The sequence below is a fragment of the Synechococcus sp. W60.1 genome (assembly GCF_047461575.1).
Classification (GTDB): domain Bacteria; phylum Cyanobacteriota; class Cyanobacteriia; order Thermostichales; family Thermostichaceae; genus Thermostichus.
Window position 1 is genome coordinate 25,001 of record NZ_JANSHL010000008.1, and the last position, 24,790, is coordinate 49,790.

Annotated in this window: 23 protein-coding genes and 1 pseudogene (1 of these 24 only partly in view); 16 read left to right on the top strand and 8 right to left on the bottom strand. The window is 58.2% G+C overall.

Annotation, left to right across the window (positions count from 1 at the left end):
* Positions 1–91, bottom strand: the beginning of a protein-coding gene (locus NW805_RS08590; RefSeq protein ID WP_414382806.1) for a bifunctional folylpolyglutamate synthase/dihydrofolate synthase. It extends 1,226 nt beyond the left edge of the window; only the first 91 of its 1,317 coding nucleotides appear in the window; the start codon lies at positions 89–91; its stop codon lies beyond the left edge, outside the window.
* Between the two features lie 59 nt (positions 92–150).
* Positions 151–1,731, bottom strand: coding sequence for a phosphoglycerate dehydrogenase (gene serA, locus NW805_RS08595; RefSeq protein ID WP_414332254.1), 1,581 nt, complete (start codon positions 1,729–1,731; stop codon positions 151–153).
* 233 nt (positions 1,732–1,964) lie between these two features.
* On the opposite strand from serA, the gene NW805_RS08600 reads away from it, so the two are divergent.
* The 8 genes and pseudogenes from NW805_RS08600 to NW805_RS08635 all read left to right on the top strand — a co-directional run bounded on the left by NW805_RS08600 (position 1,965) and on the right by NW805_RS08635 (position 11,563).
* On the top strand, positions 1,965–3,176 hold the full coding sequence (locus NW805_RS08600; RefSeq protein WP_414422245.1) for an acetate kinase: 1,212 nt from the start codon (positions 1,965–1,967) through the stop codon (positions 3,174–3,176).
* A gap of 137 nt (positions 3,177–3,313) precedes the next feature.
* Positions 3,314–3,781: a hypothetical protein gene (locus NW805_RS08605; protein ID WP_414422246.1), complete on the top strand. Its 468-nt coding sequence runs from the start codon at positions 3,314–3,316 to the stop codon at positions 3,779–3,781.
* Positions 3,782–4,558: 777 nt separating this feature from the next.
* A pseudogene (locus NW805_RS08610) lies at positions 4,559–5,029 on the top strand (FHA domain-containing protein); the annotation flags it as partial.
* Positions 5,030–5,204: 175 nt separating this feature from the next.
* Positions 5,205–7,226, top strand: coding sequence for an FHA domain-containing protein (locus tag NW805_RS08615; protein ID WP_414382798.1), 2,022 nt, complete (start codon positions 5,205–5,207; stop codon positions 7,224–7,226).
* Positions 7,227–7,472: 246 nt separating this feature from the next.
* The gene (locus NW805_RS08620) at positions 7,473–7,925 is read left to right on the top strand and encodes a hypothetical protein (protein ID WP_414419742.1); all 453 of its coding nucleotides are present in this window, start codon (positions 7,473–7,475) and stop codon (positions 7,923–7,925) included.
* Between the two features lie 105 nt (positions 7,926–8,030).
* Positions 8,031–8,966 carry a 4-(cytidine 5'-diphospho)-2-C-methyl-D-erythritol kinase gene (gene ispE, locus NW805_RS08625; protein ID WP_414422247.1) on the top strand — a complete coding sequence of 312 codons (936 nt, stop codon included), beginning with the start codon at positions 8,031–8,033 and terminating at the stop codon, positions 8,964–8,966.
* A 154-nt stretch (positions 8,967–9,120) separates the two neighbouring features.
* Entirely contained in the window at positions 9,121–10,476 is a 1,356-nt protein-coding gene (gene accC / locus NW805_RS08630) for an acetyl-CoA carboxylase biotin carboxylase subunit (protein ID WP_414422248.1), read from the top strand.
* 94 nt (positions 10,477–10,570) lie between these two features.
* Positions 10,571–11,563 (top strand): tyrosine-type recombinase/integrase, encoded by a 993-nt coding sequence (locus NW805_RS08635; RefSeq protein ID WP_414422249.1) that lies wholly within the window; start codon positions 10,571–10,573, stop codon positions 11,561–11,563.
* 216 nt (positions 11,564–11,779) lie between these two features.
* Here NW805_RS08635 and NW805_RS08640 read toward each other — a convergent pair whose 3' ends face one another.
* Entirely contained in the window at positions 11,780–12,205 is a 426-nt protein-coding gene (locus tag NW805_RS08640) for a hypothetical protein (RefSeq protein ID WP_011433014.1), read from the bottom strand.
* A gap of 130 nt (positions 12,206–12,335) precedes the next feature.
* Between NW805_RS08640 and NW805_RS08645 the strand changes: the two genes are divergently transcribed.
* On the top strand, positions 12,336–12,971 hold the full coding sequence (locus NW805_RS08645; RefSeq protein WP_414422250.1) for an exopolysaccharide biosynthesis protein: 636 nt from the start codon (positions 12,336–12,338) through the stop codon (positions 12,969–12,971).
* 35 nt (positions 12,972–13,006) lie between these two features.
* Here NW805_RS08645 and NW805_RS08650 read toward each other — a convergent pair whose 3' ends face one another.
* From NW805_RS08650 to sufB, 5 genes are all read right to left on the bottom strand, one after another.
* Positions 13,007–14,170, bottom strand: coding sequence for an S-layer homology domain-containing protein (locus tag NW805_RS08650; RefSeq protein WP_414422251.1), 1,164 nt, complete (start codon positions 14,168–14,170; stop codon positions 13,007–13,009).
* Positions 14,171–14,513: 343 nt separating this feature from the next.
* The gene (gene sufD, locus NW805_RS08655; protein WP_414422252.1) at positions 14,514–15,806 is read right to left on the bottom strand and encodes a Fe-S cluster assembly protein SufD; all 1,293 of its coding nucleotides are present in this window, start codon (positions 15,804–15,806) and stop codon (positions 14,514–14,516) included.
* Positions 15,803–16,618, bottom strand: coding sequence for a Fe-S cluster assembly ATPase SufC (sufC, locus tag NW805_RS08660; protein ID WP_414422253.1), 816 nt, complete (start codon positions 16,616–16,618; stop codon positions 15,803–15,805). The genes sufD and sufC overlap by 4 nt, the downstream gene beginning before the upstream one ends.
* Positions 16,619–16,715: 97 nt before the next feature.
* Positions 16,716–17,114, bottom strand: coding sequence for a large-conductance mechanosensitive channel protein MscL (gene mscL, locus NW805_RS08665; RefSeq protein ID WP_414422254.1), 399 nt, complete (start codon positions 17,112–17,114; stop codon positions 16,716–16,718).
* A 128-nt stretch (positions 17,115–17,242) separates the two neighbouring features.
* Positions 17,243–18,679 (bottom strand): Fe-S cluster assembly protein SufB, encoded by a 1,437-nt coding sequence (gene sufB / locus NW805_RS08670; protein ID WP_414349663.1) that lies wholly within the window; start codon positions 18,677–18,679, stop codon positions 17,243–17,245.
* Positions 18,680–18,858: 179 nt separating this feature from the next.
* Here sufB and sufR point away from each other — a divergent pair, with 179 nt between their 5' ends.
* From sufR to NW805_RS08705, 7 genes are all read left to right on the top strand, one after another.
* Positions 18,859–19,575, top strand: coding sequence for an iron-sulfur cluster biosynthesis transcriptional regulator SufR (gene sufR / locus NW805_RS08675; RefSeq protein WP_414349664.1), 717 nt, complete (start codon positions 18,859–18,861; stop codon positions 19,573–19,575).
* A gap of 275 nt (positions 19,576–19,850) precedes the next feature.
* Positions 19,851–20,921, top strand: coding sequence for a 3-deoxy-7-phosphoheptulonate synthase (locus NW805_RS08680; protein ID WP_414332215.1), 1,071 nt, complete (start codon positions 19,851–19,853; stop codon positions 20,919–20,921).
* 141 nt (positions 20,922–21,062) lie between these two features.
* Positions 21,063–21,437 (top strand): dihydroneopterin aldolase, encoded by a 375-nt coding sequence (locus tag NW805_RS08685; RefSeq protein WP_414422255.1) that lies wholly within the window; start codon positions 21,063–21,065, stop codon positions 21,435–21,437.
* Positions 21,434–22,627 carry an RNA-guided endonuclease InsQ/TnpB family protein gene (locus tag NW805_RS08690; protein WP_414422256.1) on the top strand — a complete coding sequence of 398 codons (1,194 nt, stop codon included), beginning with the start codon at positions 21,434–21,436 and terminating at the stop codon, positions 22,625–22,627. The genes NW805_RS08685 and NW805_RS08690 overlap by 4 nt, the downstream gene beginning before the upstream one ends.
* 8 nt (positions 22,628–22,635) lie before the next feature.
* Entirely contained in the window at positions 22,636–22,782 is a 147-nt protein-coding gene (locus NW805_RS08695) for a dihydroneopterin aldolase (protein ID WP_414422257.1), read from the top strand.
* Between the two features lie 30 nt (positions 22,783–22,812).
* Positions 22,813–23,394 carry a tRNA-(ms[2]io[6]A)-hydroxylase gene (locus NW805_RS08700; protein WP_414422258.1) on the top strand — a complete coding sequence of 194 codons (582 nt, stop codon included), beginning with the start codon at positions 22,813–22,815 and terminating at the stop codon, positions 23,392–23,394.
* A gap of 34 nt (positions 23,395–23,428) precedes the next feature.
* Positions 23,429–24,778, top strand: coding sequence for a sensor histidine kinase (locus NW805_RS08705; protein ID WP_414422259.1), 1,350 nt, complete (start codon positions 23,429–23,431; stop codon positions 24,776–24,778).
* The last annotated feature ends 12 nt before the right edge of the window (positions 24,779–24,790 follow it).

The window sequence follows — 24,790 nt, forward strand, 5'->3', positions numbered from 1 at the left end:
CCACACCAAAATGGCCCAGGGACTCCAGAAAGGCCGGCCAATCCCAGTCTGGGATCTGGGACAGGGTTAGGGACAAGTTGCTCTGGTTCAAGCAAAGACTCCGTCTTGCTGTGGTAAGTGAGGCTTGGGATTTTTTAAGGATCAGCAATTCTAGAGGTTCACCACAAAAGCGTCGCGGATGCCCGGCTGCTTGAGCACCTCTTCCAGGATCCCATCGGGCAGAGGATCATCCAAGCTGAGCACCATGACTGCATCGCCGCGGATGATCTTGCGCCCCACCTGCATGCTGGCGATGTTGACATTGTAGGCTCCCAGCAGGGTGCCAATCCGTCCGATGATTCCCGGCATATCCCGGTGCAGGGTCATCAGCATGTTGGCGGAAGGGGGCACATTCACCGGGAACTCGTCGATCTGGGTAATCCGCACCTCTCGCTCCCCAATCAACGCCCCCGAAACCGAGCGGATCCCATTGGGGCCGTGGGCAATCAATGTCAGGGATCCGGAATAATCTTTCAAGGAGGGATCTCGGGTTTCCACCACCCGGATGCCCCGTTCTTTGGCCTCAATGGAGGCGTTGACGTAGTTGACCCGCTCCCGCAGCGCCAGCGTCAAAAGCCCTTTGAGGGCGGCAATGACGATCGGCTGACCATCTTTTTCTGCCAGATCTCCCTGCAGGCGGATCTCCAACTGGTTGACGCGATCCCCCGCCAATTGGCCAACCAAGTTGCCCAGGGTTTCGGCCAAGTCCAGGTAGGGTCTGAGGTTTTGCAGCACCTCTGCCTGTAAGCCGGGGATGTTCACAGCAGAGCGGGCCGGCAGCCCCAGCAACACATCGCGGATCTGCTCGGCCACATCGATGGCCACGTTCACCTGGGCTTCTTCGGTGGAGGCCCCCAAGTGGGGAGTGAGCAGGACTTCTTTGCCCAGGGAAAACAGCGGGGAGTCCTTCAGGGGCTCGTTGGCAAATACATCCAAAGCCGCTCCGGCAATTTGACCGGATTTCAGGGCTTCGTACAGGGCTTGTTCATCCACCAAACCGCCACGGGCGCAGTTGATCAGGCGGGCGGTCGGCTTCATCATGCGGAAGGTTTCGGCGTTGAACAGGTTGGTGGTTTCAGGGGTTTTGGGAACGTGCAAGGTGATGTAGTCCGATTCCTGCACCAAAGTTGTGAAGTCCACCAGGCGCACCCCCAGTTGCTCTGCCCGCTCCACGGACAGATAGGGGTCATAGGCCAGCAGCTTCATCCCCATCGCCTTGGCAATCTGGGCCACATGGGATCCAATCCGACCCAATCCGACAATCCCCAGCGTTTTTTTGTAGACTTCTACGCCGACAAACTCTTGCCGATTCCACAGGCCCGATTTCAGAGAGGCATTGGCATCAGGTATGTGGCGGGAGAGGGCCATCATTAAGGCAATGGCGTGCTCGGCAGCGGCAATGGTGTTGCCCTCTGGGGAGTTGACCACCAGGATCCCGGCTTTGGTTGCGGCAGGCACATCGATGTTGTCAACGCCAACGCCCGCCCGCCCGATGATCTTCAAGTTCGTCCCCGCCTCGATCACCTCTCGGGTAACCCGTGTACCGGAGCGCACCATGATGGCATCGTAGTTGGGGATGACCGCGATCAACTGCTCTGGGGTGAGCTGAGTTTGCACATCCACCTGAGCGACTTGGGAGAGAATGTCGATCCCCGCCTGATCGATGGGATCTGTGACGATGACTCTGGGCATAAGCAGCGTTAGTCCAGTGGGATGGAGGGCAACAGAAGTAGGGGAACAGATTACCCAAAAAATTGGGTCTAAAGCTCCGTCCTACCGCTACGCAGTTCGCCTTGGCCTCGGGAAGCTGCAGGAGGGCTTTAATGCTATGGTCATCCTTAGCGGCAGGGTAGTCAACCGCTCTGTTCAAGCAAGCGGGCTATAGGCCTTAAGCCCAGCAGTGCGAAGGCCAACGAAGACACGCTGTGAATATTCTGGTCGTCAATGCCGGTTCCAGCAGCCTCAAATCCTCCCTATTTCTGACGGTTGAGGGAAGGGTGGAGGCCACGCCCATCTGGCAAGCCCAGGTGGATTTCACCTACAAGCCGGGGGAGGCCCTCATCCAGACTCGTCGGCGAGGCGGTGGGTGGGAATCTTTTCCCTCCGCTTCACCTGAGGGAGGGATCGGCCAACTGGCCCCGCTGTTTCAAAGCCTCTGGCAAGGGGAGGGATCCCTGCTCCCGCAGGCGGCTGAGATCGACGGCGTCGGCCATCGGGTGGTGCATGGGGGATCCCTGTACCGGCAGCCCACCTTAATTACGCCAGAGGTGGAGAGGGCGATTGAGCAATTGATCCCCTTGGCCCCAGCCCACAACCCTGCTGCGCTGGCTGGCATCCGTCTGCTAAGGCAACTGTTGCCGGGGATCCCTCAGGTGGCCGTTTTCGACACCGCCTTCCACCAGCAAATGCCTCTGGCCGCAGCCCTTTACCCCCTTCCCTACGCTTGGGCTGAACAAGGGATCCGCCGCTACGGGTTTCATGGCATCAACCACGAGCATTGCGCCCGTCGCGCTGCCGAGATCTTGAACCGACCCCTGGAGGAGTTGCGGCTGATCACTTGTCACCTGGGCAACGGCTGCTCGTTGGCGGCCATTCGCGGGGGCAGAAGTGTGGACACCACCATGGGCTACACCCCCCTGGAGGGCTTGATGATGGGATCCCGGTCGGGGTCAGTGGATCCGGGCATTTTGATCCATCAGTTGCGCCAGGGCATGAGTGTGGATGAACTGGATCGGATCTTGAACCGAGAATCGGGGTTGAAGGGCGTTTCCGGCCTGAGCAGCGATATGCGGGTTGTGTTGGAGGCAATGGAGGCAGGCCATGCCCGGGCGGAGCTGGCTTTTGAGCTGTTTGTTCACCGTCTGCGCAGCCAGATTGGGGCGATGCTCATGAGCTTGGATCGGCTGGATGCGCTGGTGTTCTCTGGGGGGATTGGGGAAAACTCGGCGCCGGTGCGGGCAGCAACCTGTGCAGATCTGGGTTTTTTAGGGATCCAGATCGACCCGGTTTTGAATGCCGGATCCCCCCGCAACTGCGATATCAGCACTTCGGATGCTCCGGTGCGGGTTCTGGTGATCTCAGCCCAAGAGGACTGGGCCATTGCCACAGCCTGCCAAAGCCTTTTGCAAGGGGAATAAGCGAAGGATCCCAGGCCGCTGCTTGCCAGGTTCTCTCCTTTCTGCCCACTGGCTTGGTGAAGATCGACCTCGGACAATAAGCTCAAGAAAGAAGGTCTTTTGAGACTCCTTTGGGATCTTTTGGGGATGGAGAAGAGATGATGCAGCGGATACATGAACGGATCCCAGTGCTGGTGCTGCTGAGCAGCGCTCTGGTGGGGTGTGGGGGTACAACCGGCAGCAGCGATCTTCTGCCCCTGCCGCCTCCCATACCTGCTCCATCCCTCACCATTACCGATCTCTCTCCGCGCACCGTCTTGGTGGGGCAAACTCCAACCTTTGTGGTGTCTTTCCGGGTAGAGGCCCCTGCCGGGATCCGGGGTTCCAACGCCTTTTTGGCTTCCGTCACCACCCCACTGGGCAATTTCGTAACCCTGGGAGCTTTTGATGCTGCTCAGTTGCCCGGCTGCTTCGTTGGGGCGACCACCTGCACCGTTACAGGGCTGACCCTGACCCAGAATCGCTTTACCCTCACTCAAACGGGATCCCATCAGCTCACCATCAGTGTGTTCGATCGGCAGGAGCGGCTGGGCAGCGGCAGTTTCCCATTTACCGGAGTGCTTTGAAAACGGTTTGGATAAAGACACAGAGGATACTAGTCTTGCAGGATCCCCAGAAACTCAAAACTCACTCTAGGCCCTATCTCTCAGGTAGATTTCTGAGGCTTCCGGCCAAGGGATCAGGCCACCTCGGTCAAACTTGAACGGCCTTGCCGTTCCTGCGGAGGTCAGGCTTTATCACTTCAAATCGGGCGGGGATAAAGTCGAGTATAAATAAACAAAAGTGTCGGCTTTGCTTTGCAAGCCTCAGAAAAAGTTGAGACCTCCACTGTGCCCTCGGTCTTGACCCTCTCCCGACCAAAGTCGGGGGATCCTTACGCAGTCCCCAAACGGACTTGTAACAGTGTGGAGTCGATGAGATCAGAATCAGACCCCTACGCTCGTAGACTTTGGCCCGTAGTTGCTCTCAATTGCAGTGAAACAGCTTGCGGATCCCGATCTCCCCTCTCCCTTGGTGAAAAAGAGACTGGGCGTACTCACCTATGGCAGCGCGGAGCGTTTGGGCACGGTCTCCAGCAGGAATGTAACTCGGAGATCCCAACTCAGGTGATCCGGATCAGCGCAAGCCTTTGGTCAGGGGAGTAGGTTATAGTTATCCAAAAAGATAACAATTTTGACGAAAAAGACATCTTCTGCTTTCCCCAAGCTGACCTTTGGATATGCTGAAGCCGATCTAGGGAATGGAGGCGCTGAACTGTGGAGAATGGGATCGTGTGTCAACTCACTTTAGAATGAACCGAGGCCGACCGGCGCCGATCGCAAACGGTTTCGCCTGTCCCCTCTAAGCTGGTTACCATTGGACGGGATCCCAGCTGTGATGTGGTGCTCAATGACCCAACTCGCTCGGTCTCAGGAGTTCACGCCGGGCTTTATTTTGATCCCAAAACCTTAAACTTTCACATTCGCAACTTAACTCGGGATCGTTTGCCTCCTAAGCAGCCCAACCCTGTCTGGGTGAATGGCCGAAAAATGATTCAGGAGGAGCCTGCGCTTGAGGCCAATAGCCAAATTCAGTTGGGGCACATTGTGCTGAGGGTGAAGTCTATAGAAGTGGCCAGGAAGGACCAGGGGGGTCTCCTCAGCCGCGGCACTTTGGACACCCTCAAGGTTAAGTGCAGCCGCCTGGAAAACCCTCACTACCTGCCCCCAGAATATCAGGGTCAGAATTGTCCCTACTGTGGACATTTGGTCTTGAGCGCTACCTTGGTGATCCCTCCTCCAGAAGCTGGCAAAGCCCCACAACCTCCTCTCTAGAGGACCAACCCTTTCTATTCTTCTTAATTCTTCTTACAGATCCCAGTGGCTGATCCAAGTCCGTGGGGGATAGAAAAAAGGGATCCCGGGCAAACCAAAAGTGACCTGTGAGGTCGCGCTGTTCTGTGTTTTCTCAATGGCCTCTTCATGATCTTTGTAAAGGTAAGCAGAAGCTATGCAAATTCAACTGAGCTGGGAAGATCCCATCACCGAAGAACAGCAGGAGCTGATTTTTCCATTGCCTCTTGCCTTGGGCAGGGAGCTGGCCCAATTGCCACAGGAATGGCAAGGTCGAGAAGTGGCGCGGGCTGTGTTTGCCAGCCAGGAGATCTCCCGTTATCACGCCCTCGTCTATCTCGGTGAGGATGGCCAGGTCATCTATGAAGATCGCAGTGCCAACGGCAGCCGCATCAATGGGGAAAAAATCCGTCAGGCACGCCGGGTGCTCCAGGGGGGAGAAGTGGTGGAGCTTGGCCCCTACAGCATCACCGTGGGTTTGGTGTCCCCCAGGGATCCCAATGCCACCCTTCTGACCGCCACCCCTACTCTTTTGCTGGAGCCGCGCACCGAACTGATTCGCCCGGCCACCCAACCCGACACCGCATTTGAGGTTCCCCCGGCTTCCACGGTGGTTTTTGCCCCAGAGCAGCTTCCCGAGGTGCGGCCTGGCTCGGATTTTCCGCCGCCGGATTTGTTTCGAGCTGAGCAAATTGCCCTGAGCGCCCTCAAAGCCACCGGACTACCTGTGGAAGAGACCCTCTATTTGGCCTTGGGCGGCGGTATCGGCAGCTTTGTCTGGGTGGATACCCTGCGCATCTACGGGGTCAGACCGGAACACATCCGCGTCATCAGCATTGCCCGCAAACCCTACGAACGGTATGAACGGCTTTTGACCAACTGCCAGATCCCCCGCTGGAAGCGAATTCGCTCTGGCTCCGATTCTTGTCCAGACAACATTTGGGGCTGGCCTGGCTATGCTCTGCGGGATGCTTGGCGTTCCTTTTTCTCCGGCCGATTGTTGGAAGCATTCGGCTTTTTGTGGCAGGTATTTAGTGAGCCCTTGTTGGCAGATACCTATACGCCGCGGGCGGGGGATGTATTTGCCTCAATGGATCGGGAGGCAGCCCGAATTGGTTGGGAGCAAATGTTGTGTTACGGCCATATTCGCGCCATTCGCAAAACGGAGGATGGGCGATATGTGGTGGCCTATTCGGCAACGCGGCCCGGCCATACGGATCACCGTTTTATGGTGGCCAAGTATCTCCATTTGGCAACTGGATATCCGGCCATCAAGTTGCTCAACGACCTGCAGGAGTTTCGCGAAAAAACAGGAGATTTGAGATCGGTGGTACACGGCTATGAGCCTCATGATCACGTTTATGAGCAGTTGGAGAAACAAGGTGGCACCGTCCTAATTCGGGGATTTGGGATCGTCGCCTCTCAGGTGATGGAACGCCTTTACGAAGCCCGCAAAGTCAACCCCCGCATCTCGGTGGTGCATCTGAGCCGTGCGCCCAAAAGCGGTAATCGCTTCGGACGAGCCAAACGGGCAGTGGATAACCATTGGGAGTTTCAGCCCTTCAACTGGCCCAAGGGCACTTGGGGAGGAGTTCTGCGTGCCAAATTGGAAGCGGCGACCCCCCTGGAACGGCGCGAACTGCTGGAAGCTTGGGGCGGCACCACGACAGCAAGTCGGCGGAAATGGCGGCGGATCGTGCGGCAAGGGTTGCGAGAGGGCTGGTACTCGATTGTGTTCGGCAAGGTGGAGTCGGTGGTTCCCGGCGACAAGGGTAAGCCGGTAACCTACATTCGAGGTACCCACAACAACACGCAATTAAAGGTGGAGGCCGATTTCGTTATCGACTGTACGGGTTTGGTTTCGGATCCCATGACCAATCCTCTCCTCAACGATCTAATTACCCACTACAACCTGCCCCTCAATCCTCACGGGCGCTTGCATGTCTCCAACGACTTTGAGCTGGTGGAGATGCGCAACCGGGATGGGCGAATGTACGCCGCTGGGATCATCACCTTGGGCGGGCCTTATGCGCCGGTAGATACGTTTTTGGGCTTACAGTACTGTGCCCATCGCTCGGTGGAGCACCTGGCCCGACTGCGGGCACCGGGGGTCAAAGGTCTAGAAGGGATCCGATCCCTGTGGCAATGGTGCAAGTGGGCCCTAAACATCAGCCCCTAGCTTGCCGACATTGGGCAACGCTCCTGGATTTTGCCGGATGTTTATGGTTATCAACGCTATTGTTGGCGACACATCATGGCTATTCCCCATCCCGTTGAACCTGGTGAAAGGGGTGTTGCGTTGATCCCCAACTCTTCTATACCAAAGGGGGAAGGGTTGGGGGTGAGGGCCAGAAGGTTCCCTCAAACAGACTGGGAGCGACACGGATCCTGATGATCTCGATTGGCAAAACTGCGGGAGGAAAAAATGACTCCGACCTTGATTGGCCGCTGGCAAACTCGGGTTTTCTTATTGGCCACCGTTGGTGTTTTGGCAAGTTTACCCTTTTATTTTGGGCTCACCGGACATGGCGGCAGCCTCACCTATTTTTGGGTATTGCTCTACGTGGGTCTGTTTGGCTGTGTTTGGGATGTCGTTTATAACTATCTGATGGGGTGGATGTGGGATCACGATTGGCCTGGGATCCTTCAGCTTTTGGCCGGCATTTGGGAGGGGCTTTTTTTGGGTACAGTCTTGAAGGTGGTGGGTCTTCCTTATATCCCAACCCAACGGTTTGACTTGGGAGATTTTATTCTCCACTACAGTGTGGTCTGGGTTTGCCTTTACCTCAGCGCTTGGGTGGTGATGCGCATTTTGTTTCCCCGCTGGCGCTTTCGCGGTGGAGAGTGGCTGGGGCCATGGCCTCGCTCTGGCAGCTAGAGAGGGGATCCACTGCCGCTAGAATCAGGCTGGGAGATCTCCCCGGATAAGTCTGTACAGGCTGAGGGGAGTTGAAAAGTTGTTGCTGACCCAGATTTTTGCCCCATGCAAGCCTGTACCCTGATTGCCCGCGCCAAGATCAACCTCTACCTGGAAATCCTCGGCTCCCGTCCTGATGGGTATTCAGAGGTGGCGATGGTGTTGCAGAGCATTCATTTGGCGGATCGCCTGCAGTTGAAGAGCCGTCCTCACGGGATCCACCTCACCTGCGATCGTCCAGAAGTGCCTGCAGATGCCCGCAACCTTGCCTATCAAGCCGCTGAGCTGCTGCAAAAAGAGTGTCACTCTTCCGCCGGGGTGGAGATCCACATCGAAAAGCACATTCCGGTGGCAGCAGGTTTGGCGGGGGGCTCGGCTGATGCGGCGGCGGTTTTGGTGGGGTTAAACCAACTGTGGGGGCGGGGCCTGACGGTGGGAGAGTTGCAGAGTTTGGCAGCCCGCTTGGGATCCGACATTCCCTTCTGTGTCCAGGGGGGAACGCAACTGGCCACCGGGCGCGGGGAAGTTTTGGAGCCGCTGGCCGATTGGGAAGGGATCCCTGTGCTGCTGGCCAAGCCCAAGCACCTGGGGGTTTCCACCGCCTGGGCCTATCAAGCCTTTCGTTCTCGTCAGGGGAGCTTGGGAGGGGATGCCCTACCCAAACCCACACTGCCCACCTTGCCGCAGGCGTTGGCGGCTCTCAGCCGTCAGGATCCGCCGGCGTTAGCCAGGAGTTTGCGCAATGACTTGGAACAGGTGGTTTTGCCGGAGTACGCGATTGTAGGGGAACTGCGCCAAGCTCTTCTCTCGGCGGGGGCCCTGGGATCCCTGATGTCGGGGTCAGGGCCAACGGTCTTCGGAATCATGCCCAGCCTGGAGCTGGCCGCCCAAGTGCGCAACACCCTGCGTCACCAGTTTCAGGATGTAGAGTTTTGGGTGACGCAGTTTGCCCCCACTGGGATTCTGCTGCAGCCGGATCCCTGTAGCCTCAGTCCTACCTAGGTTGTCGACTGGATGGGCTGAATGTGGGATCCCCACCAGCCTTCTCTATTCTTCCCTCTGGTTGGCATAGTAGGATGAGCACCTAAACTTAACCTTGCGTTCACAGACTGCCGGCTTTAGCGGTCAAGTTATCTCTCTGCTCTGAACCTCCCTCATGCCGCCCATCACCAAGATCCTGATCGCCAACCGGGGTGAGATTGCCCTGCGCATCATCCGCACCTGTCAGGAAATGGGGATCCGAACTGTGGCCGTTTACTCCACTGCGGATCAGAACTCCCTGCACGTCCAACTGGCGGACGAGGCTGTTTGCGTAGGAGATGCCCCGGTGGCCAAAAGCTACCTCAACATTCCCAACATCATCTCGGCAGCCCTCACCCGCGGGGCCACTGCCATTCATCCGGGCTATGGGTTCTTGGCGGAGAATGCCAAATTTGCCGAGATGTGTGCCGACCACAACTTGATCTTCATCGGCCCCTCGCCAGAGGCGATGCGCAAGATGGGCGACAAGGCCACGGCCCGCGAGACCATGCAAGCGGTGGGGGTGCCGCCGGTGCCGGGCAGCCGCGGGTTGATCCCCTCTGAGGAGGAGGCAGTGAAGCTGGCGGAGAAAATCGGCTACCCCGTGATCATCAAAGCCACCGCCGGTGGCGGGGGGCGGGGTATGCGGGTGGCGCGGGATGCCCAGGAGCTGCTGAAGATGCTGCGCACCGCTCAGGGGGAAGCCCAAGCAGCCTTTGGCAACGGCGGGGTTTACTTGGAGAAGTTCATCGAGCGCCCCCGTCATGTGGAGTTTCAGATCTTGGCGGATAGCCAGGGCAATGTGGTGCATCTGTACGAGCGGGATTGCTCTATTCAACGGCGGCATCAAAAGCTGTTGGAAGAGGCCCCCAGCCCGGCTTTGACTGCAAGCTTGCGCGCCCGCATGGGAGCAGCGGCGGTGAAAGCGGCCAAGGTGGTGAATTATGTGGGGGTGGGCACGGTGGAGTTTTTGCTGGACAAAAATGGCCAGTTCTACTTCATCGAGATGAACACCCGCATCCAGGTGGAGCATCCGGTTACTGAGATGGTGACCGGGCTGGATCTGATTGCCGAGCAGATTCGCATTGCCCAAGGTCAACCCCTGACCTTTCGCCAGAAGGATGTGGAGTTGCGGGGCCATGCCATCGAATGCCGCATCAACGCCGAGGATCCCAAGCAGCAGTTTCGGCCTTGCGCTGGCACGATCAGTGCCTATTTGCCCCCTGGGGGGCCGGGGGTGCGCATGGACTCCCACATCTACACCGACTACACCATTCCCCCCTATTACGATTCGCTGTTGGGCAAGCTGATCGTCTGGGGGCCTAACCGGGCGGCAGCCATCCGCCGCATGCAGCGGGCTTTGGGGGAATGTGCCATCACCGGGGTGCCCACCACGATCCCTTTCCACCAGCAGATCCTGCGCCACGAGGCTTTTTTGCGGGGCGAGGTGTACACGGATTTCATCACCCAACACCTGCTGCCCGGCCAGTAGCCATCGACTCTCAGGTCGGGATCCCTCTCTGGACAGCAGCTGGCCACAAGTTGAGGATAAAGTTAAGGGCTAGCAGAGGGATGGAGGTGGCAGGATGAGGGAGCCTCGATCGGGCTGGGCTCAGGAGACCCATCCCCAGAGTCAGCCGACTGGCTCTGTTCCCAGCCTCAGCCATCTGGCGGCGCAATTTTTGCAGGAGCGGCAGCGGGATCTGGCCCCGGCTAGCCGCCGCACCTATCGCATCGCTCTGGAGCAGTTTGCCAAAACTTGCCCCGTGCCGCTGCCCCAGGTGCAGCCTGCCCACGTCCAGTCCTTTTTGAACAGCTTGAAGGGCCGTCCGTTTCGCAACCGCTCCGGCCAGCGGATCCACCCGCCCGCCTCTCCGGCCACCTACAACCTGAAGCGGTTGGCCTTGCAGCAATTTTTTGAATGGGCCAGCCAACGGGGCTACCTTCAGGATCCCCTGCCCACTCAAGCCATTCGACCTGCCCGCCTACCCGCTCGTTTGCCTCGCGATCTGGATCGGTTGTTGTTGCAGCGGGTGTTGCAGCGGGCCCAAAACCATTCTCTGCGCTACGCGGCTTTGATTCGCCTGATGCTGGAGTGCGGGCTGCGGGCCCAGGAGCTGTTGGACTTAACCGTTCAAGATTTTCAAATCAGCCCCGAGGGATCCCTGTTGGAAGTGCGCTGTGGCAAGGGGAGCAAACCCCGCGCTGTGGCCGTAGGGGATCCCCTCTCCGAGCTGCTGCAACAGTATCTGAGCCAAGAACGGGGCCTGTGCGCGCCGACGGATCCTTTGTTTGTCTCCCAATCGCGCTGCTTGGCCTACCGAGGCCGCCCCCTGACCTACGATGGCCTGCGCCACATTGTTCTCAAGCTCACCGAGCCTGAGCCAGGACATCAAACCCCTCACCAGTTTCGCCACAGCTTTGCCACCTTGCTGCTGGATCGTGGCGTTGCCCCTGAGCATATCCAGCACCTGCTGGGCCACACAACTGCCGCCATGACGATGCGCTACACCCAGCGGGCCAACTTGAGAGCAGCCATCGCCCGTTCCCGCGAGATCTTGAATCAGGGCTTGGTTTAGGGATCCCTTAGTGTGCTATGGCCTCTATTGTTTCAAGTGAGACAGATGCAGATTGCTCGAAGAAAAGTGCAAAAAGGCCGCCACCAATACTCCCACCGGCTGCAACTGTCCCAACAACTCCACCCAAATAGCAATAAGGACGGGGGTTTGGATCCACAATAACGCCACAATAATGTATTTCCGGCTAATCTTCGGTGCCAACTTGGGGGCGACCTCTCAGCTTTTGGGGATCAGCCGCTTCGGACAGGCAGCACGGATGTGGGATTCGCTCAGGTCGGGCATGAGAGCCAAGGCCCGCTGGGCATCAATTTGCGCTTCGCACACCGCCTCCAGCACCTGTTCGGCCATCAGGGAAAGGGGCATATCGGCAGTTTGTTCGGGATCGGTATCCAGGGAAATTTGTCGGACTCCCACAGGGGGGGGTGGCAACACCGGCGGAGCTGCCTGCGGGGACAGGGTGGTGGAAGTGCCCACCTCCAACTGCGCTTCTGCCAGGGCCACACCGCGCCCCACCATCAACAGGGATCCCAGCAGCAGGAGCCATCCCAGCCCACGCCCCCCTTTGCGGAACTGAGTCGGAGCCTTCTGCTGTCGCTCAAGGCTGCTGATGTTTACGGCCCTCTTGAACCTGTCACCGAGCATGTCACCTCTCCGAAACCACCCCTTTGCTCAAGATATCCAACACAACTTGAATTTGCAGTAGGCTATCGTTGGCCCTCCAGGTAGTGCCCACCCGTTGCCAAACTTTGCCCGCTCCAGCCCTGCCCCCTCTATGGCCCGTCTGTCTCAAGAGCTAGCCCGGTTTTCCCGCCTTCCCGAGAGCCCAGAGCAACCCGAACCCTCCCCGGAAGGGTCGATCTGCATCGAAGACATTCTAAAACTGGCCGGTGAGCGCAGCTTTGGCTTGTTTCTGGCGATCCTTTCTTTCCCTTCTGCTTTGCCCTTGCCGGCTCCCGGCTATTCCACTCCCTTTGGTGTGTTCATTCTGTTGCTGGCCCTTCAACTGGTGGCAGGGCGAACCACCCCTTGGCTGCCGAAATGGGTGTTGCAGACCTCTATTGAACGGAAGCATTTTCAAAAGTGGGTGCAGGCTGGGATCCCGTGGCTGCAGCGTATTGAAAACATTGCCCGTCCCCGCTGGCGGCAGCTCTGCACCACACGGCTCGGCCAAGTCTGGCTGGGCACCTGGATTGGCTTGATGGGGATTTCCATGATCATCCCCGTTCCAGGCACCAACACCCTGCCGGCGATGGGGGTTTTCGTCACCGCTTTTGGCCTCCTGGAAGAAGATGGGATCCTGTGCAGCTTGGGATCCCTGATCTGTGTAGCAGGAGGACTGCTGACCACTTCCATTTTGATCGGCCTGTGGTTGGGGGGAACAACCCTTTTGGATTGGCTGGGGAGATAGCCGTGCCGACACCGCTTATTCCGGCCTTGCACCGGTTATCGGGATGTCGGGGCCAGCGCCAGATCCTGAGTGAGGCGCAGCTCGATCACCTGATTGGGATCCAGCACCACCACCTGTGGTGCCGTTACATTGCCAATTACCGCTCCGGCCACCCCTGCCCCCAGCACTTCCTCTGTGGCAATGGCATTGTCTCCGGTTACCAAGCCGAGAATAGCGCCTGCTGCTGCACCGATGGCCGCATCCTGAATGATTTTGCCTGTGGTGGTGTAGCGGGGATCCTTGACATCGTGAATGATGTCCGATTGGGCAGCCAAGGGGAACAGTTGGTTGTTGACAATGATGCTTTCCGCCACAAAACGGGTGCCCCCTGGGGCCGGCTCAAAGCGGCCATCCACCCGCGAGCCAAAAGGCACCAGAATATCCCCCTGGGCGTTGCGAATCGGGTTGCGGACGATCAAAGACATGGGCCGGGTTTCGTTGGGGGCAATGAAGAGGCGCTCGTTGAAGGGGGTGGTGGTTTGCATCAAGGTGCCCGCCGCTAGGGTGGAAAGGCGCAGGTCAAAGCCTGGCTGGGAACCGGAGGGCAAGCCCCCTGGGTTTTGTGCCACCAAGGATCCCCGGCTGAGCATGGCCTGGTGGGTGAAGGCTGCCACCTCGGCACGGGTGGCGGGGCGGTTGGGTTCCAAGAGCATCGGGTCTGGATAATTGACGATCAACCCGGCGCGGTTGGCCGCCGCAATTTGTGCCAGGGCCCAATTGGGGATGGCTGCCGCATCTCGGTAGCGGCTGAAGAGATCGCTGGGCTGAGCGGCTGGGATCGCTCCCGTGTTGCCAATGGCGTTGGTCAAAACCACCAGCGCTTCGGTGCGGGTAACGGGCTGCTCAGGACGGAAGGTGCCATCGGGAAAGCCTGCCACCAGGTTGTTGGCTGCTGCCGTCGAGATGGCGCTGGCTGCCCAGTGGGTGGGGGGCACATCCCGGAAGCCGATGAAAGTACCGGAGGTATTGCGGAGGCGGAAAGCGGTATTGACAATGGTGGCAAACTGAGCGCGGGTCACCGGCTCATTGGGGCGGAAGGTGCCATCGGGGAAGCCGTTCAACACTCCTTGAGCGGAGAGGGTCTCAATGTAGGCTTGGGCCCAGTGGCCAAAGGTGTCGCGGAAGGGAGCGGCCATGGCCACCTGGCAGTGGATGCCCAAGACAGCTCCCGATAGGAGTATGCCTGCTGCACGTGGAGTTAAAAGAGAGGGAAACATCGTTCGTTCACCGAGTTGTCGTAGCGCCCATCGCTGGGTCAATGGCTACTTTTATTCTGGCTATTTCCTCAGTGATGACAATGGCGGAAACCCTTGCTCTGAGGTAATTTGAGCGTTTCTAACCCAAGATTTGCAGCAAAACGCAACTGCAGAGGATTGATAAGGAAACCCCTAAATCTCTGTCGCGCCAGTGCTGCCCAGCCATCATGCCCAAGCCTGTGCGCTCTTGTGGGTAATGGCCGTTTCGGGAGCAACAGCCTATTCCTATTGATTGGATTGATTGGATTCACGGGATCCCAGCCAACCGGCGGGCCACCAGGGTGGGAAGCCAAGCCAAAGGGATCCCTTCCAGAACTTCTGCCGCAAAAGCGCAGGTGAGGAGTTGCCTGGCCTCAGCTTGGGGAATACCCCGGCTTTGCAGATAGAAGATCTCTTCTGCCTCCAGTTGGCTGACGGTGGCCCCGTGGGCACACTTGACGTTGTCGGCAAAGATCTCCAGTTGCGGCTGGGTGTTGACCCGCGCTTTGGGGCCTAGGAGCAGGTTGCGGTTGGTCTGGGCGGCGTCCGTCAGTTGGGCCTCTCGGCTCACCAGAATCCGTCCGCTGAAGACCGCATGGGCCGTCTCGTCCACAATGCACTTGTGCAATTGGCGGCTGCTGCCGTGGGGGGCCTGATGCACCAAGCGGGAGTGGGTGTCGCTGTGCTGGGATCCCTTCAGCAGCGTTAGCCCCTGCAGTTGGGTGTGGGCCTGGGCTCCGGCTTGGGTGATCTCCAGGTTGTGGCGAGAAAACTGGGATCCCCACTGAATCGCCTGGAGGCGGTAGTGGCTGTCGCAGCTTTGGCGCACGGCGGTCTTGTTGATGTGGAAGGCTGGGGATCCCTGCCTTTGCAAAATCACATGGTGCAAACGAGATCCCTCTGCCAGGGCGATCTCCGTAACCGCGTTGCCAAAGGGGATCCCGGATCCCAGGGATACATGATCTTCGATCAGCGTGAGGGAGCTGTGGGCTTGCAAAGACAGCAGGCAGCGGGGCTGGGCCAAAACGGCCTCTCCCTCAGGAGCCACCGTTATGAACAGCAGGTGCAGCGGTGACGGAACTTCCTGGCCGGGCTGTAGGCCAATCTGGATCCCATCTCCCAGATGAGCGGTGTTGAGGGCCGTAAACACATCCGTCTTGGCCAGGGTTTGCAGCAACTCCCCTGGGGCTTGGGCTAAAGGGATCACCTGCAAAGCGGTGGGCAGGCCGCTCAAATCAGAAAGCTGGGGGGCAAAGTAGCCGTTGACGAACACGGCGTGGCTGTGGCTGGTTTCCGGCCAAAGCCAAGGTTCTAGGGTTGCTGCATCCAGAGACGGATCCCCCGCGGCAGCCAGGCGAAACTTGTGGGCCAGCAGTGGCGAGAGATCGCTGTATTTCCAATCCTCTTCCCGTGGGGTCGGGATCCCCAGTTCGGCCAATTGGGCGCGGGCCTGCTGCCTAAGGGTGGTGTAGGGATCCTGCCTTTCGGGGATTTGGCCGAGGATGTGCTCCAGGAATAGGCGGCTCTCTGGGGCGAAAGGTTTGGGCAAGGTGGCGCTCATCCCTCTTTCTCCTGCCGAGATGTCGCAGCTGCCGGTTCTTGACCCGACTGAGTTTTGATCCAGTCGTAGCCCCGTTCTTCCAGCTCCAGCGCCAAGGTCTTGTCCCCGCTGATGACAATACGCCCCCCTTCCATCACATGCACGTGGTCGGGGGTTACATAGTCCAGCAAGCGTTGGTAGTGGGTGATCAAGAGCATGGCATTCTCAGGGCCGGCCAGTCGGTTGATGCCGTGGGCCACAATGCGCAGCGCGTCGATATCCAGACCGGAATCCGTCTCGTCCAAAATGGCCAGCGTAGGCTCCAACACCGCCATTTGCAGGATCTCGTTGCGCTTTTTCTCGCCGCCGGAAAAGCCCTCATTCACAGAGCGCTCCAAAAAAACGGGATCCATTTTGACAATATCCAACTTTTCCCGTACCAGGTCGTCAAAATCCAGAGCATCCAGTTCCGGCTGATCCCGATATTTCTGGCGAGCGTTGTAGGCGGCGCGCAGGAAATCCAAGTTGCTCACCCCTGGGATTTCGATGGGGTATTGAAATGCCAAAAAGATCCCTGCCCAAGCCCTCTCTTCTGGCTCCATCTCCAAGAGATTTTTTCCCAGGTAGAGGATCTCGCCCCCCGTCACCCTGTAGTCAGGGTGGCCAGCCAAGATCTTGGAAAAAGTGCTTTTTCCAGAACCATTGGGGCCCATGATGGCGTGGATTTCTCCGGCGCGAATTTCCAGGCTCAACCCCTTGAGAATGGGGGTGCCGTCGATCTCGGCGCTGAGATCTCGAACGGATAAGATAACAGGGCTGTTTTCACGGATCATGGCTAGACTCTAGGGTTGACACCGAAGGGCAGGAGCTGAAAAGTTAAGGGATCCCTGAACCAGGTTTGGATTTTGGGCCTAAGGATCTCTTACGGCTCTATTGGGAGCGGCGATTGAGGATGTCCCGAATTTCTGCCAGCAAGACCACTTCTGATGGGGGCGATATAGAAGGAGATTCTTCCTCCTTTCGCTGTAGAGTGTTGATCGCTCTCAATAGTAAGAAGAGAGCAAAAGCGATAATCACAAAATCAAACACAGCTTGCAGAAAGCTGCCGTAGTTAATCGTAACTGGATCTTCAGGACTTCCACCGATTTCCCAGGCCAAGTGCTGGAAGTTCACTCCACCAATCATCAAGCCTAAAACCGGAGTAAATAGATCTGCTACGAAAGAAGTCACGATCTTCCCAAAAGCACCTCCAATAACAACGCCAACAGCCAAATCTAAGGCATTGCCCCGGCTAATAAAGTTTTTGAACTCCTCCAGAAATGCCCGCATAGGGAACTTCTCCTGCCTAGCCTTTATAGTTCAAAACCTCTCTGCCTTGGGAGTCACCCCTCTCCTGAAATCCCACTGATGTCAGTAGCCTCTCCCCAGCTGCTTAGCTTCACGTCGGGAACAATCCCCTAGCCGACGGATCCCTCTAACTTTAGGCTCAGCAATCGATCGGCTTCTACAGCAAACTCCATCGGCAGTTGGTTGAACACTTCTCGGCAGAAGCCGCTGATGATCATGGACACAGCATCTTCCGCAGAGATGCCGCGGGACTGGAAGTAGAACAATTGCTCTTCTCCAATCTTAGAGGTGGAAGCTTCGTGCTCCACTTTGGCGGTGTTGTTTTGCACCTCGATATAGGGGAAGGTGTTGGCGCTGCACTGATCCCCGATCAACATGGAATCGCACTGGGAAAAATTGCGGGCCCCTTCTGCTTTCGGCCCGATTTTGACCAGGCCGCGGTAGCTGTTTTTGGAGTGCCCAGCCGAGATCCCTTTGGAGATAATTTTGCTGCGGGTGTTGCGGCCCACGTGAATCATCTTGGTGCCGGTATCGGCCTGCTGGTAGTTGTTGGTTAGGGCAACCGAGTAAAACTCGCCCACCGAGTTTTCCCCCACCAGCACACAGCTGGGGTACTTCCAGGTGATGGCGGAGCCGGTCTCCACTTGCGTCCAGGAGATCTTGGAGTTTGCCCCCTGACACAGGCCGCGCTTGGTTACAAAGTTATAAATGCCCCCTTTGCCGTTTTCGTCGCCGGCATACCAGTTCTGTACCGTCGAGTACTTGATCTCGGCATTGTCTAGGGCGATCAGCTCCACCACCGCCGCATGCAGTTGGTTGGTATCGAACATGGGGGCAGTACACCCTTCCAAGTAGCTGACGTAGGATCCCTCGTCGGCAATGATCAGGGTGCGCTCAAACTGGCCCGATTCGCCGTTGTTGATGCGGAAATAGGTGGAAAGCTCCATGGGACAGCGCACCCCTTTGGGCACATAGACAAAGGATCCATCACTGAACACTGCCGAGTTCAGCGCCGCGTAGTAGTTATCAGCAATGGGAACCACACTGCCCAAGTACTTGCGCACCAGCTCCGGATACTCCCGCAGTGCCTCCGACATGGAGCAGAAGATCACGCCTTCCTTGGCCAGCTTTTCCCGGAAGGTGGTGGCTACCGAAACGCTGTCGAAGATGGCATCCACCGCCACATTGGCCAGCCGCTTTTGCTCTGACAAGGGGATCCCCAATTTCTCGAAGGTCTCCAACAGCACCGGATCCACTTCGTCCAGGCTCTTTTTCTTGGGCTGCACCTTGGGGGCCGAGTAGTAGACAATGTTTTGGTAGTCAATGGGCGGGTAGCTGACGTTGGGCCAGGTGGGCTCGCTCATCTTCAGCCACTGGCGGTAGGCCCGCAGCCGGAACTCTAGCATAAAGTCCGGCTCCCCTTTCTTGGCCCAGATCTGCCGAATCACCTCTTCGTTCAAGCCTTTGCCAATCGACTCAGAGGGGATGTCGGTTACAAAGCCGTACTTGTAGGGCTGGTTGACCAGGGCGCGGACGCTCGTAGACATGGATGGCTCTCGGGTAGTGACAGGGTAGGAACGCGACTAAGACAGATGGCCAAATAAAACAACAGAGTTGTTGTTTAACTGATCCTCAGGTTACTTTAGCAATGATCCCGTTGTCAAAATAGCAGAGAGCTGTGCTGGCAGCGGCAGCCGATTAACCCAGTCTAACCAGGAGGGCGAGGGTGGACAGCACGCGCAAGATCACCGGGCAGGTCGCTCAACCCGCTTCGAGTAAGCAGGCCATCTTGGTCTACCTGCGCAAGGCGGGGCAGGCCAACGCCCAAACGCTGGCAGAGCACCTGCGCATTTCTCCCCAGGCCATCCGCCGCCACCTCAAGGATCTGGAGGCAGAGGGGTTGATCCAACATGTCGCTCAACCCAATGGTCTAGGGCGACCCCAGCATCTCTATCAGCTCAGCCCCTTGGGAGAAGAGCAGTTCCCCGCCAGCTACGACGAGTTTGCCCTTGGTCTGCTCAACACCCTGGCCGAAACTCTGGGATCCGAGCAGATGGGATCCCTTCTCCACCACCAGTGGCAGCGCAAAGCCCGGGAGTATCAGGCCCAACTGGGATCTGGATCCCTGCGGGAGCGGCTGGAGCGTTTGGTGCAGTTGCGCCAGGCAGAGGGTTACATGGCGGAGTACTACCCCTATCCTGCCGACCTGACTGTGCCGCTGGCAGCAGAGGGATCCGAGCCTTACGTCGAGCAGTATGTGTTGGTCGAGCACAATTGCGCCATTGCCCAGATTGCCCACACCTTTCCCAGCGTCTGCGGCCACGAGCTGGAGATGTTTGCTGCCGCCTTGCCCGATTGCCGAGTAGAGCGCATCACCTGGCAGGTGCAGGGAGAACACCCCTGCGGCTACTGGATTGCCAAGCCAGCGGCTCGGTCGACTTAAGACTTCCCCAGGAAACCGGATCCCTGAGGTGTCAAACGAGGTTTTTTCGGGTATAGTTATCTCGTACAGGTTTTAAGTTTGCTCTCCGCATGGTCTGGTGCGCTTCCTTTTTTGGCTACTTTAGCTTTCCCTGGCAACGACCAGGGCAGAAGGGTGGCGCGTAAACTAAAGACCTAGGTTTACCCGAGTCAGTCCTGAAGCCCTGAGCCCAGCGCCAGGGCTTTTTTGATGGCTCGACGACCCCATCTACCCACTTGCACACTAAGGACAGTTCCATGCCCCCCCAAACCGACAATTGCAATATCCAAGAGGTGACTCCCTTGATTGCCCCTGCTGCTGTCAAGGCCAAGCTGCCCCTTACGGAAACGGCAGCCCAGGTGGTGCTCTCCACTCGGCAAGCCATCCGCGACATCATCCACGGACGGGATCTCCATCGCTTGGTGGTGATCGTCGGCCCCTGTTCCATCCACGATCCTGCAGCGGCTCTGGAGTATGCTCATCGCCTCAAGCGGGTGGCCGACCAAACTCGGGAGCACCTGGTGATCGTTATGCGCACGTATTTTGAGAAACCCCGCACCACGGTGGGCTGGAAGGGCCTGATCAACGATCCCCACCTGGATGGTTCGTGCGACATTGCCACCGGCCTGCAACTGGCCCGTTCCATTCTCCTGCAGATCAACGAGCTGGGCCTGGCCTGTGCCACCGAGATGCTGGATCCGGTGACCCCTCAATACACGGCGGATCTGGTGAGCTGGGCGGCCATTGGCGCCAGAACCATCGAAAGCCAAACTCACCGGGAAATGGCCAGCGGCCTCTCCATGCCTGTGGGCTTCAAAAACGGCACCGACGGGCGGCTGGAAATCGCGCTCAATGCCATCCTCTCCGCCAGCCATCCCCACAGTTTCTTGGGCATTGGCCAAGATGGCATGACGGCTTTGGTAAAAACCACCGGCAACCCGGATCGACACATTGTGTTGCGGGGGGGAGGGGGCAAGACCAACTACGGCCCGGAAGATGTGGCGCGGGCAGCACTGCTGATGAAGGATCAAGGGATCCCTCGCTCGGTGATGGTGGACTGCTCCCATGACAACTCCCACAAAAATTACCGCAACCAGGGATCCGTCTGTCGAGCGGTGCTACAGCAGTACCAGGCGGGGCAGCGGGCTCTGATGGGGCTGATGCTGGAGAGCAACCTCTACCCGGGCAAGCAAACCTGGCAGGAAGGGGCGCCGCTCCAGTACGGGGTTTCCATCACCGATGGCTGCATCGGCTGGGAAGAGACGGAAGATCTGTTGTGGGAGATGGCAGCGACCGTAGAGGGAAGAGCGTTGGCCCTCAGCCATTGAGGGACGGGGATCCCGGAGTTTGTTAAAGAATCAAAAAGGAAATGGGGACAAGGGGCAGCCTGCTCCTAGGGTCGAGCCAAGGTTTCGTTGTTTCGCCAGGCCCTGTGGGATGGGGTCTCCAGGTCGAGCTGGGAGGTTGTGATGGAGCTACAGATCCCCACCAGTGTCAGCAGCGACGGTCAGCAGCCCTATCCGGATCCCGATCGGATCCCTCGGCAACCCCCTGAGCAGTTGCGGGATCGGCTGATCGTCTCCGGCCTGCGCTACTACGGTTATACCGGTTTTGATGAGGCGGAACGGGCTTTGGGGCAATGGTTTGAGGTGGATTTCGAGTTGTGGGCGGATCTGCGCCCGGCTGCTCTCAGCGGCCAACTGTGTGATAGCCTCGACTACCGTTCTGCAGTGGCCGGGATTGCGGAACTGGTGAAAAGCAATCAGCTAGAAATCGCAGGAGCCCCGCACTGTACCCGTAGGGTCAGTGTCGGGAGGAATGCGGAAGTTACGATAGAACCATGACCCAAGTCGTGACCGTCTCCTGTAAGCTCAAGGTGTCCCAGTCGCAGGCCGCAAAGTTGGACGCGACCTTGAATGCCTTTGTGCAGGCGTTGAACTGGGTCAACCAAAACACGCCCGAGAAAGTCACCAACGCCGTTAAACTTCAATCTCTGTGCTACCGCGAAATCCGTGCCCGGTTCGGCTTGTCCAGTAACTTGGCTCAGCAGGTCTGCAGACGGATGGCCGGTGCCCGCAAGGTTGCCCGACAGAAAAACCGCCCCGTCAAAGCGTTCAAGGGGGGCTTCGCGACCTATGACGCTCGTATCTTTTCGTTCCGCGAGAAAGACTGGACGGTGTCGCTGACCACAGTGGAGGGTCGAGAGCGCTTTGAGCTGGCGATTGGCCGTTACCAGAGAGAACAGTTGGCGGGCTCCAATCCCAAATCGGCCACTCTGGTCAAGCGCAGAGACGGCTCCTACTACATCCAGATTTGCGTAGAGAAAAAACCACCCAAGCAACAAGATACCGACAAGGTGATCGGGGTGGATTTGGGAAGGATAGATATCGCTCATACCTCAGAGGGGAAGAACTGGAATGGACAGCAGTTGAACAGAGTCCGAGACCACTACTCCCGGTTGAGGGCGGCACTCCAACGCAAAGCCAGTAAGGGCACACGCAGTTCGCGGCGCAGATGCAGAGAACTGCTGCAACGGCTGTCTGGCAAGGAGAGACGCTTTCAAGCGTGGGTCAATCATCGCATCTCCAAAGCTATTGTCTCTAGGGCAAAGGTCACAAACAGCGCTATTGCTCTGGAAGACTTGACAGGGATCCGGGAGCGTATCAACCAACAACCCCGCAGCAAAGCCGAGCGACGCAGGGCCAACAGTTGGGCGTTCTACCAGCTGAGGCAGTTTCTGGAATACAAGGCTCTGCGTGCAGGGGTTACCTTGATTCTGGTGCCGCCTGCCTACACGTCGCAGACCTGTCACAAGTGTTTGCACATCCATCCCGACCCTGCGCAATCCTATCGCAGTGGTAAGTCGTTCAAGTGTGGGCACTGTGGATGGGAAGGGGATGCGGACTGGAATGGGGCCAACATGATTGCCAAGCTTGGGGCTGTCGTAAACCAGCCTAGAGGCCCGTGGTTGGCTTGCCAACTGCAGGGCTACCGAAAGCCCGCCCTGTACTGCGAAGCAGTCAGGGCCGGGTAGTTTACTTTGTGCTGATCGAGAGTTTGGCGGAGGCGATTGCCGAAATGGTGCTGCGGGAGACGGGGGCCAGCAAAGCTAAGATCCGATTGACCAAGTGTCATCCCCCGATCCCGGAGCTGACGGGGCGGGTTACTGTGGAGATCGTTCGTCCCTAGAACTTCTCTTAACCCTTTCCTACCGACCCTGTGCTTGCTCTAGAACTTGCTTCTCGTACCTCTGAGGACTGGATCGACCAGGCCATCCGGCACATCGATCTGGTCTTGCTAGACCACGCCAACTGTGAGAAAAAAGCAGCGGGCAACGCCCTCAGCTTGCTGTTTCGCTACCCGGCTAATGGGCGTTTGGTGGAAACCCTCTCGCCGCTGGCGCGGGAGGAGCTGCAGCATTTTGAGCGGGTGCATCGCCACCTGCAACGGCTGGGGATCCCCATCAAGCCCTTGTCGGCTGCGCCCTATGCGGGTCGCCTGAACCAACACCTGCGCCGCTCTGAGCCAGAGCATCTGCTCGACACCTTGCTGGTGGCAGCCATTATCGAGGCCCGCAGCCACGAACGCTTGGGCCTGTTGGGGATCCACGCGCCCGACCCAGAGCTGCGGCAGTTTTATCTCTGGCTGGCGGCTGCGGAGGAGCGCCATTGGCAGCTTTATTTGGATTTGGCGTTGGATCAGTTCCCTGCCGATCAGGTGCAGGAGCGGCTCGATACTCTACTCCAGGTGGAGGCCGAGATCTTGTCTTCCCTTCACCCCGAACCCCGTGTTCACAGCTAGCCCCACTCCGTTCTCCCCCCGCGGTGCAGCTCCCATGTTTCAAGCGACGCGGCAGTGGTTGGCCTTCTGGTATACAACGGTTACGGCAGTGTTGCTGCTGTTGTTTGCCGGCAGCTTCTATTGGTACGTGCAGTCAACCCTGATCGAGCGGGTGGACGATACCCTTGGCCATGTGGTGGAGATTGTCGAGCGGTCTTTGGTGGTGGATGAGAGCCTCTTGGATCCGCAGCAGGCCCGCCGCAGCTTAGAGGCCAGCTTTCGGGATGATCCCAGCACCCTAGAGGACGATCACATCGACTTGGAGTGGTTCGGCCCTCAAGGAACGCTCATCTGGTCCACGGTACCTGGCGGGATCCCTGCCCCCCTATTGACCGAGGGATCCCTGCACACTGCCCGCATCGCCCCTGGGTATTGGCTGCGCCAGTTCACCGAGCCGATTGTGGCCGGTGGGAAGCTGCTGGGCTATCTGCGGGTCAGCCATCCCTGGTTTGAGGTGAGCAAGCCAACGCGACAGTTGATCCGGGATCTTTCCCTCTGGGTGGTGGCCGGTTTGACGGGTGTGGGGGCCATTGGCTGGATGCTCTCCGGCCTGGCCATGCAGCCCATCCGGCAGTCTTATCAGCAGCTCAAGCAATTTACCGCCGATGCCTCCCACGAGCTGCGCAGTCCCTTGGCCAGCATCCAAACCGCGGTACAGGTGGCTTTGGCAGATTCCCAATTGGATGCCGACACCCGGCAGCGCTGGCAGATGGTGGAGCGGCTGTGTTTGCGGCTGGGTCGCCTGGTGGATGACCTGCTGTTTCTGGCCCGCCACGACAGCGGTATGGTGCCTTTCCAACCCCGTTGCTGTGCGCTGGATGCTCTGCTGCTGCAGGTGGTGGAGGAGCTGCAGGGCTTGGCCAACCAAAAACAGATCCGCTTGCAGCTGGAGATTGCTGCCCCTGAGAGCGGGACGGAACCTTCTCCCGCCCAGGTGGATCCCTTCGGTTTTTGGGGAGATGAAGATCAATTGGCCCGCCTGTTCACCAACCTGATTGAAAACGCCCTTCTCCACACTCCCCCGCAAGGAGAGGTGCAGGTGAGGCTGGAACAACGGCTGCGCTCTGGATCCCCAGAGCTGGTGGTACGGGTACAAGATACCGGGCCAGGGATCCCGCCTCAGGCTCTGCCCCATGTGTTCGATCGCTTTTATCGAGCAGATCCGGCTCGCAGCGGGGATCCCGGTCGCCTCTCGGGGTCAGGTTTGGGGCTGGCAATTGTCAGAAGCATTGCCCAGCAGCATCAAGGTCAAGTGCAGGTGGAGAGCGAGCTGGGCCAGGGATCCAGCTTTGAGGTCATTTTGCCGCAACGACAGTTGGAAATCTGTACCCCAGAGAGAGTCTAAAAGTGCTCTGGA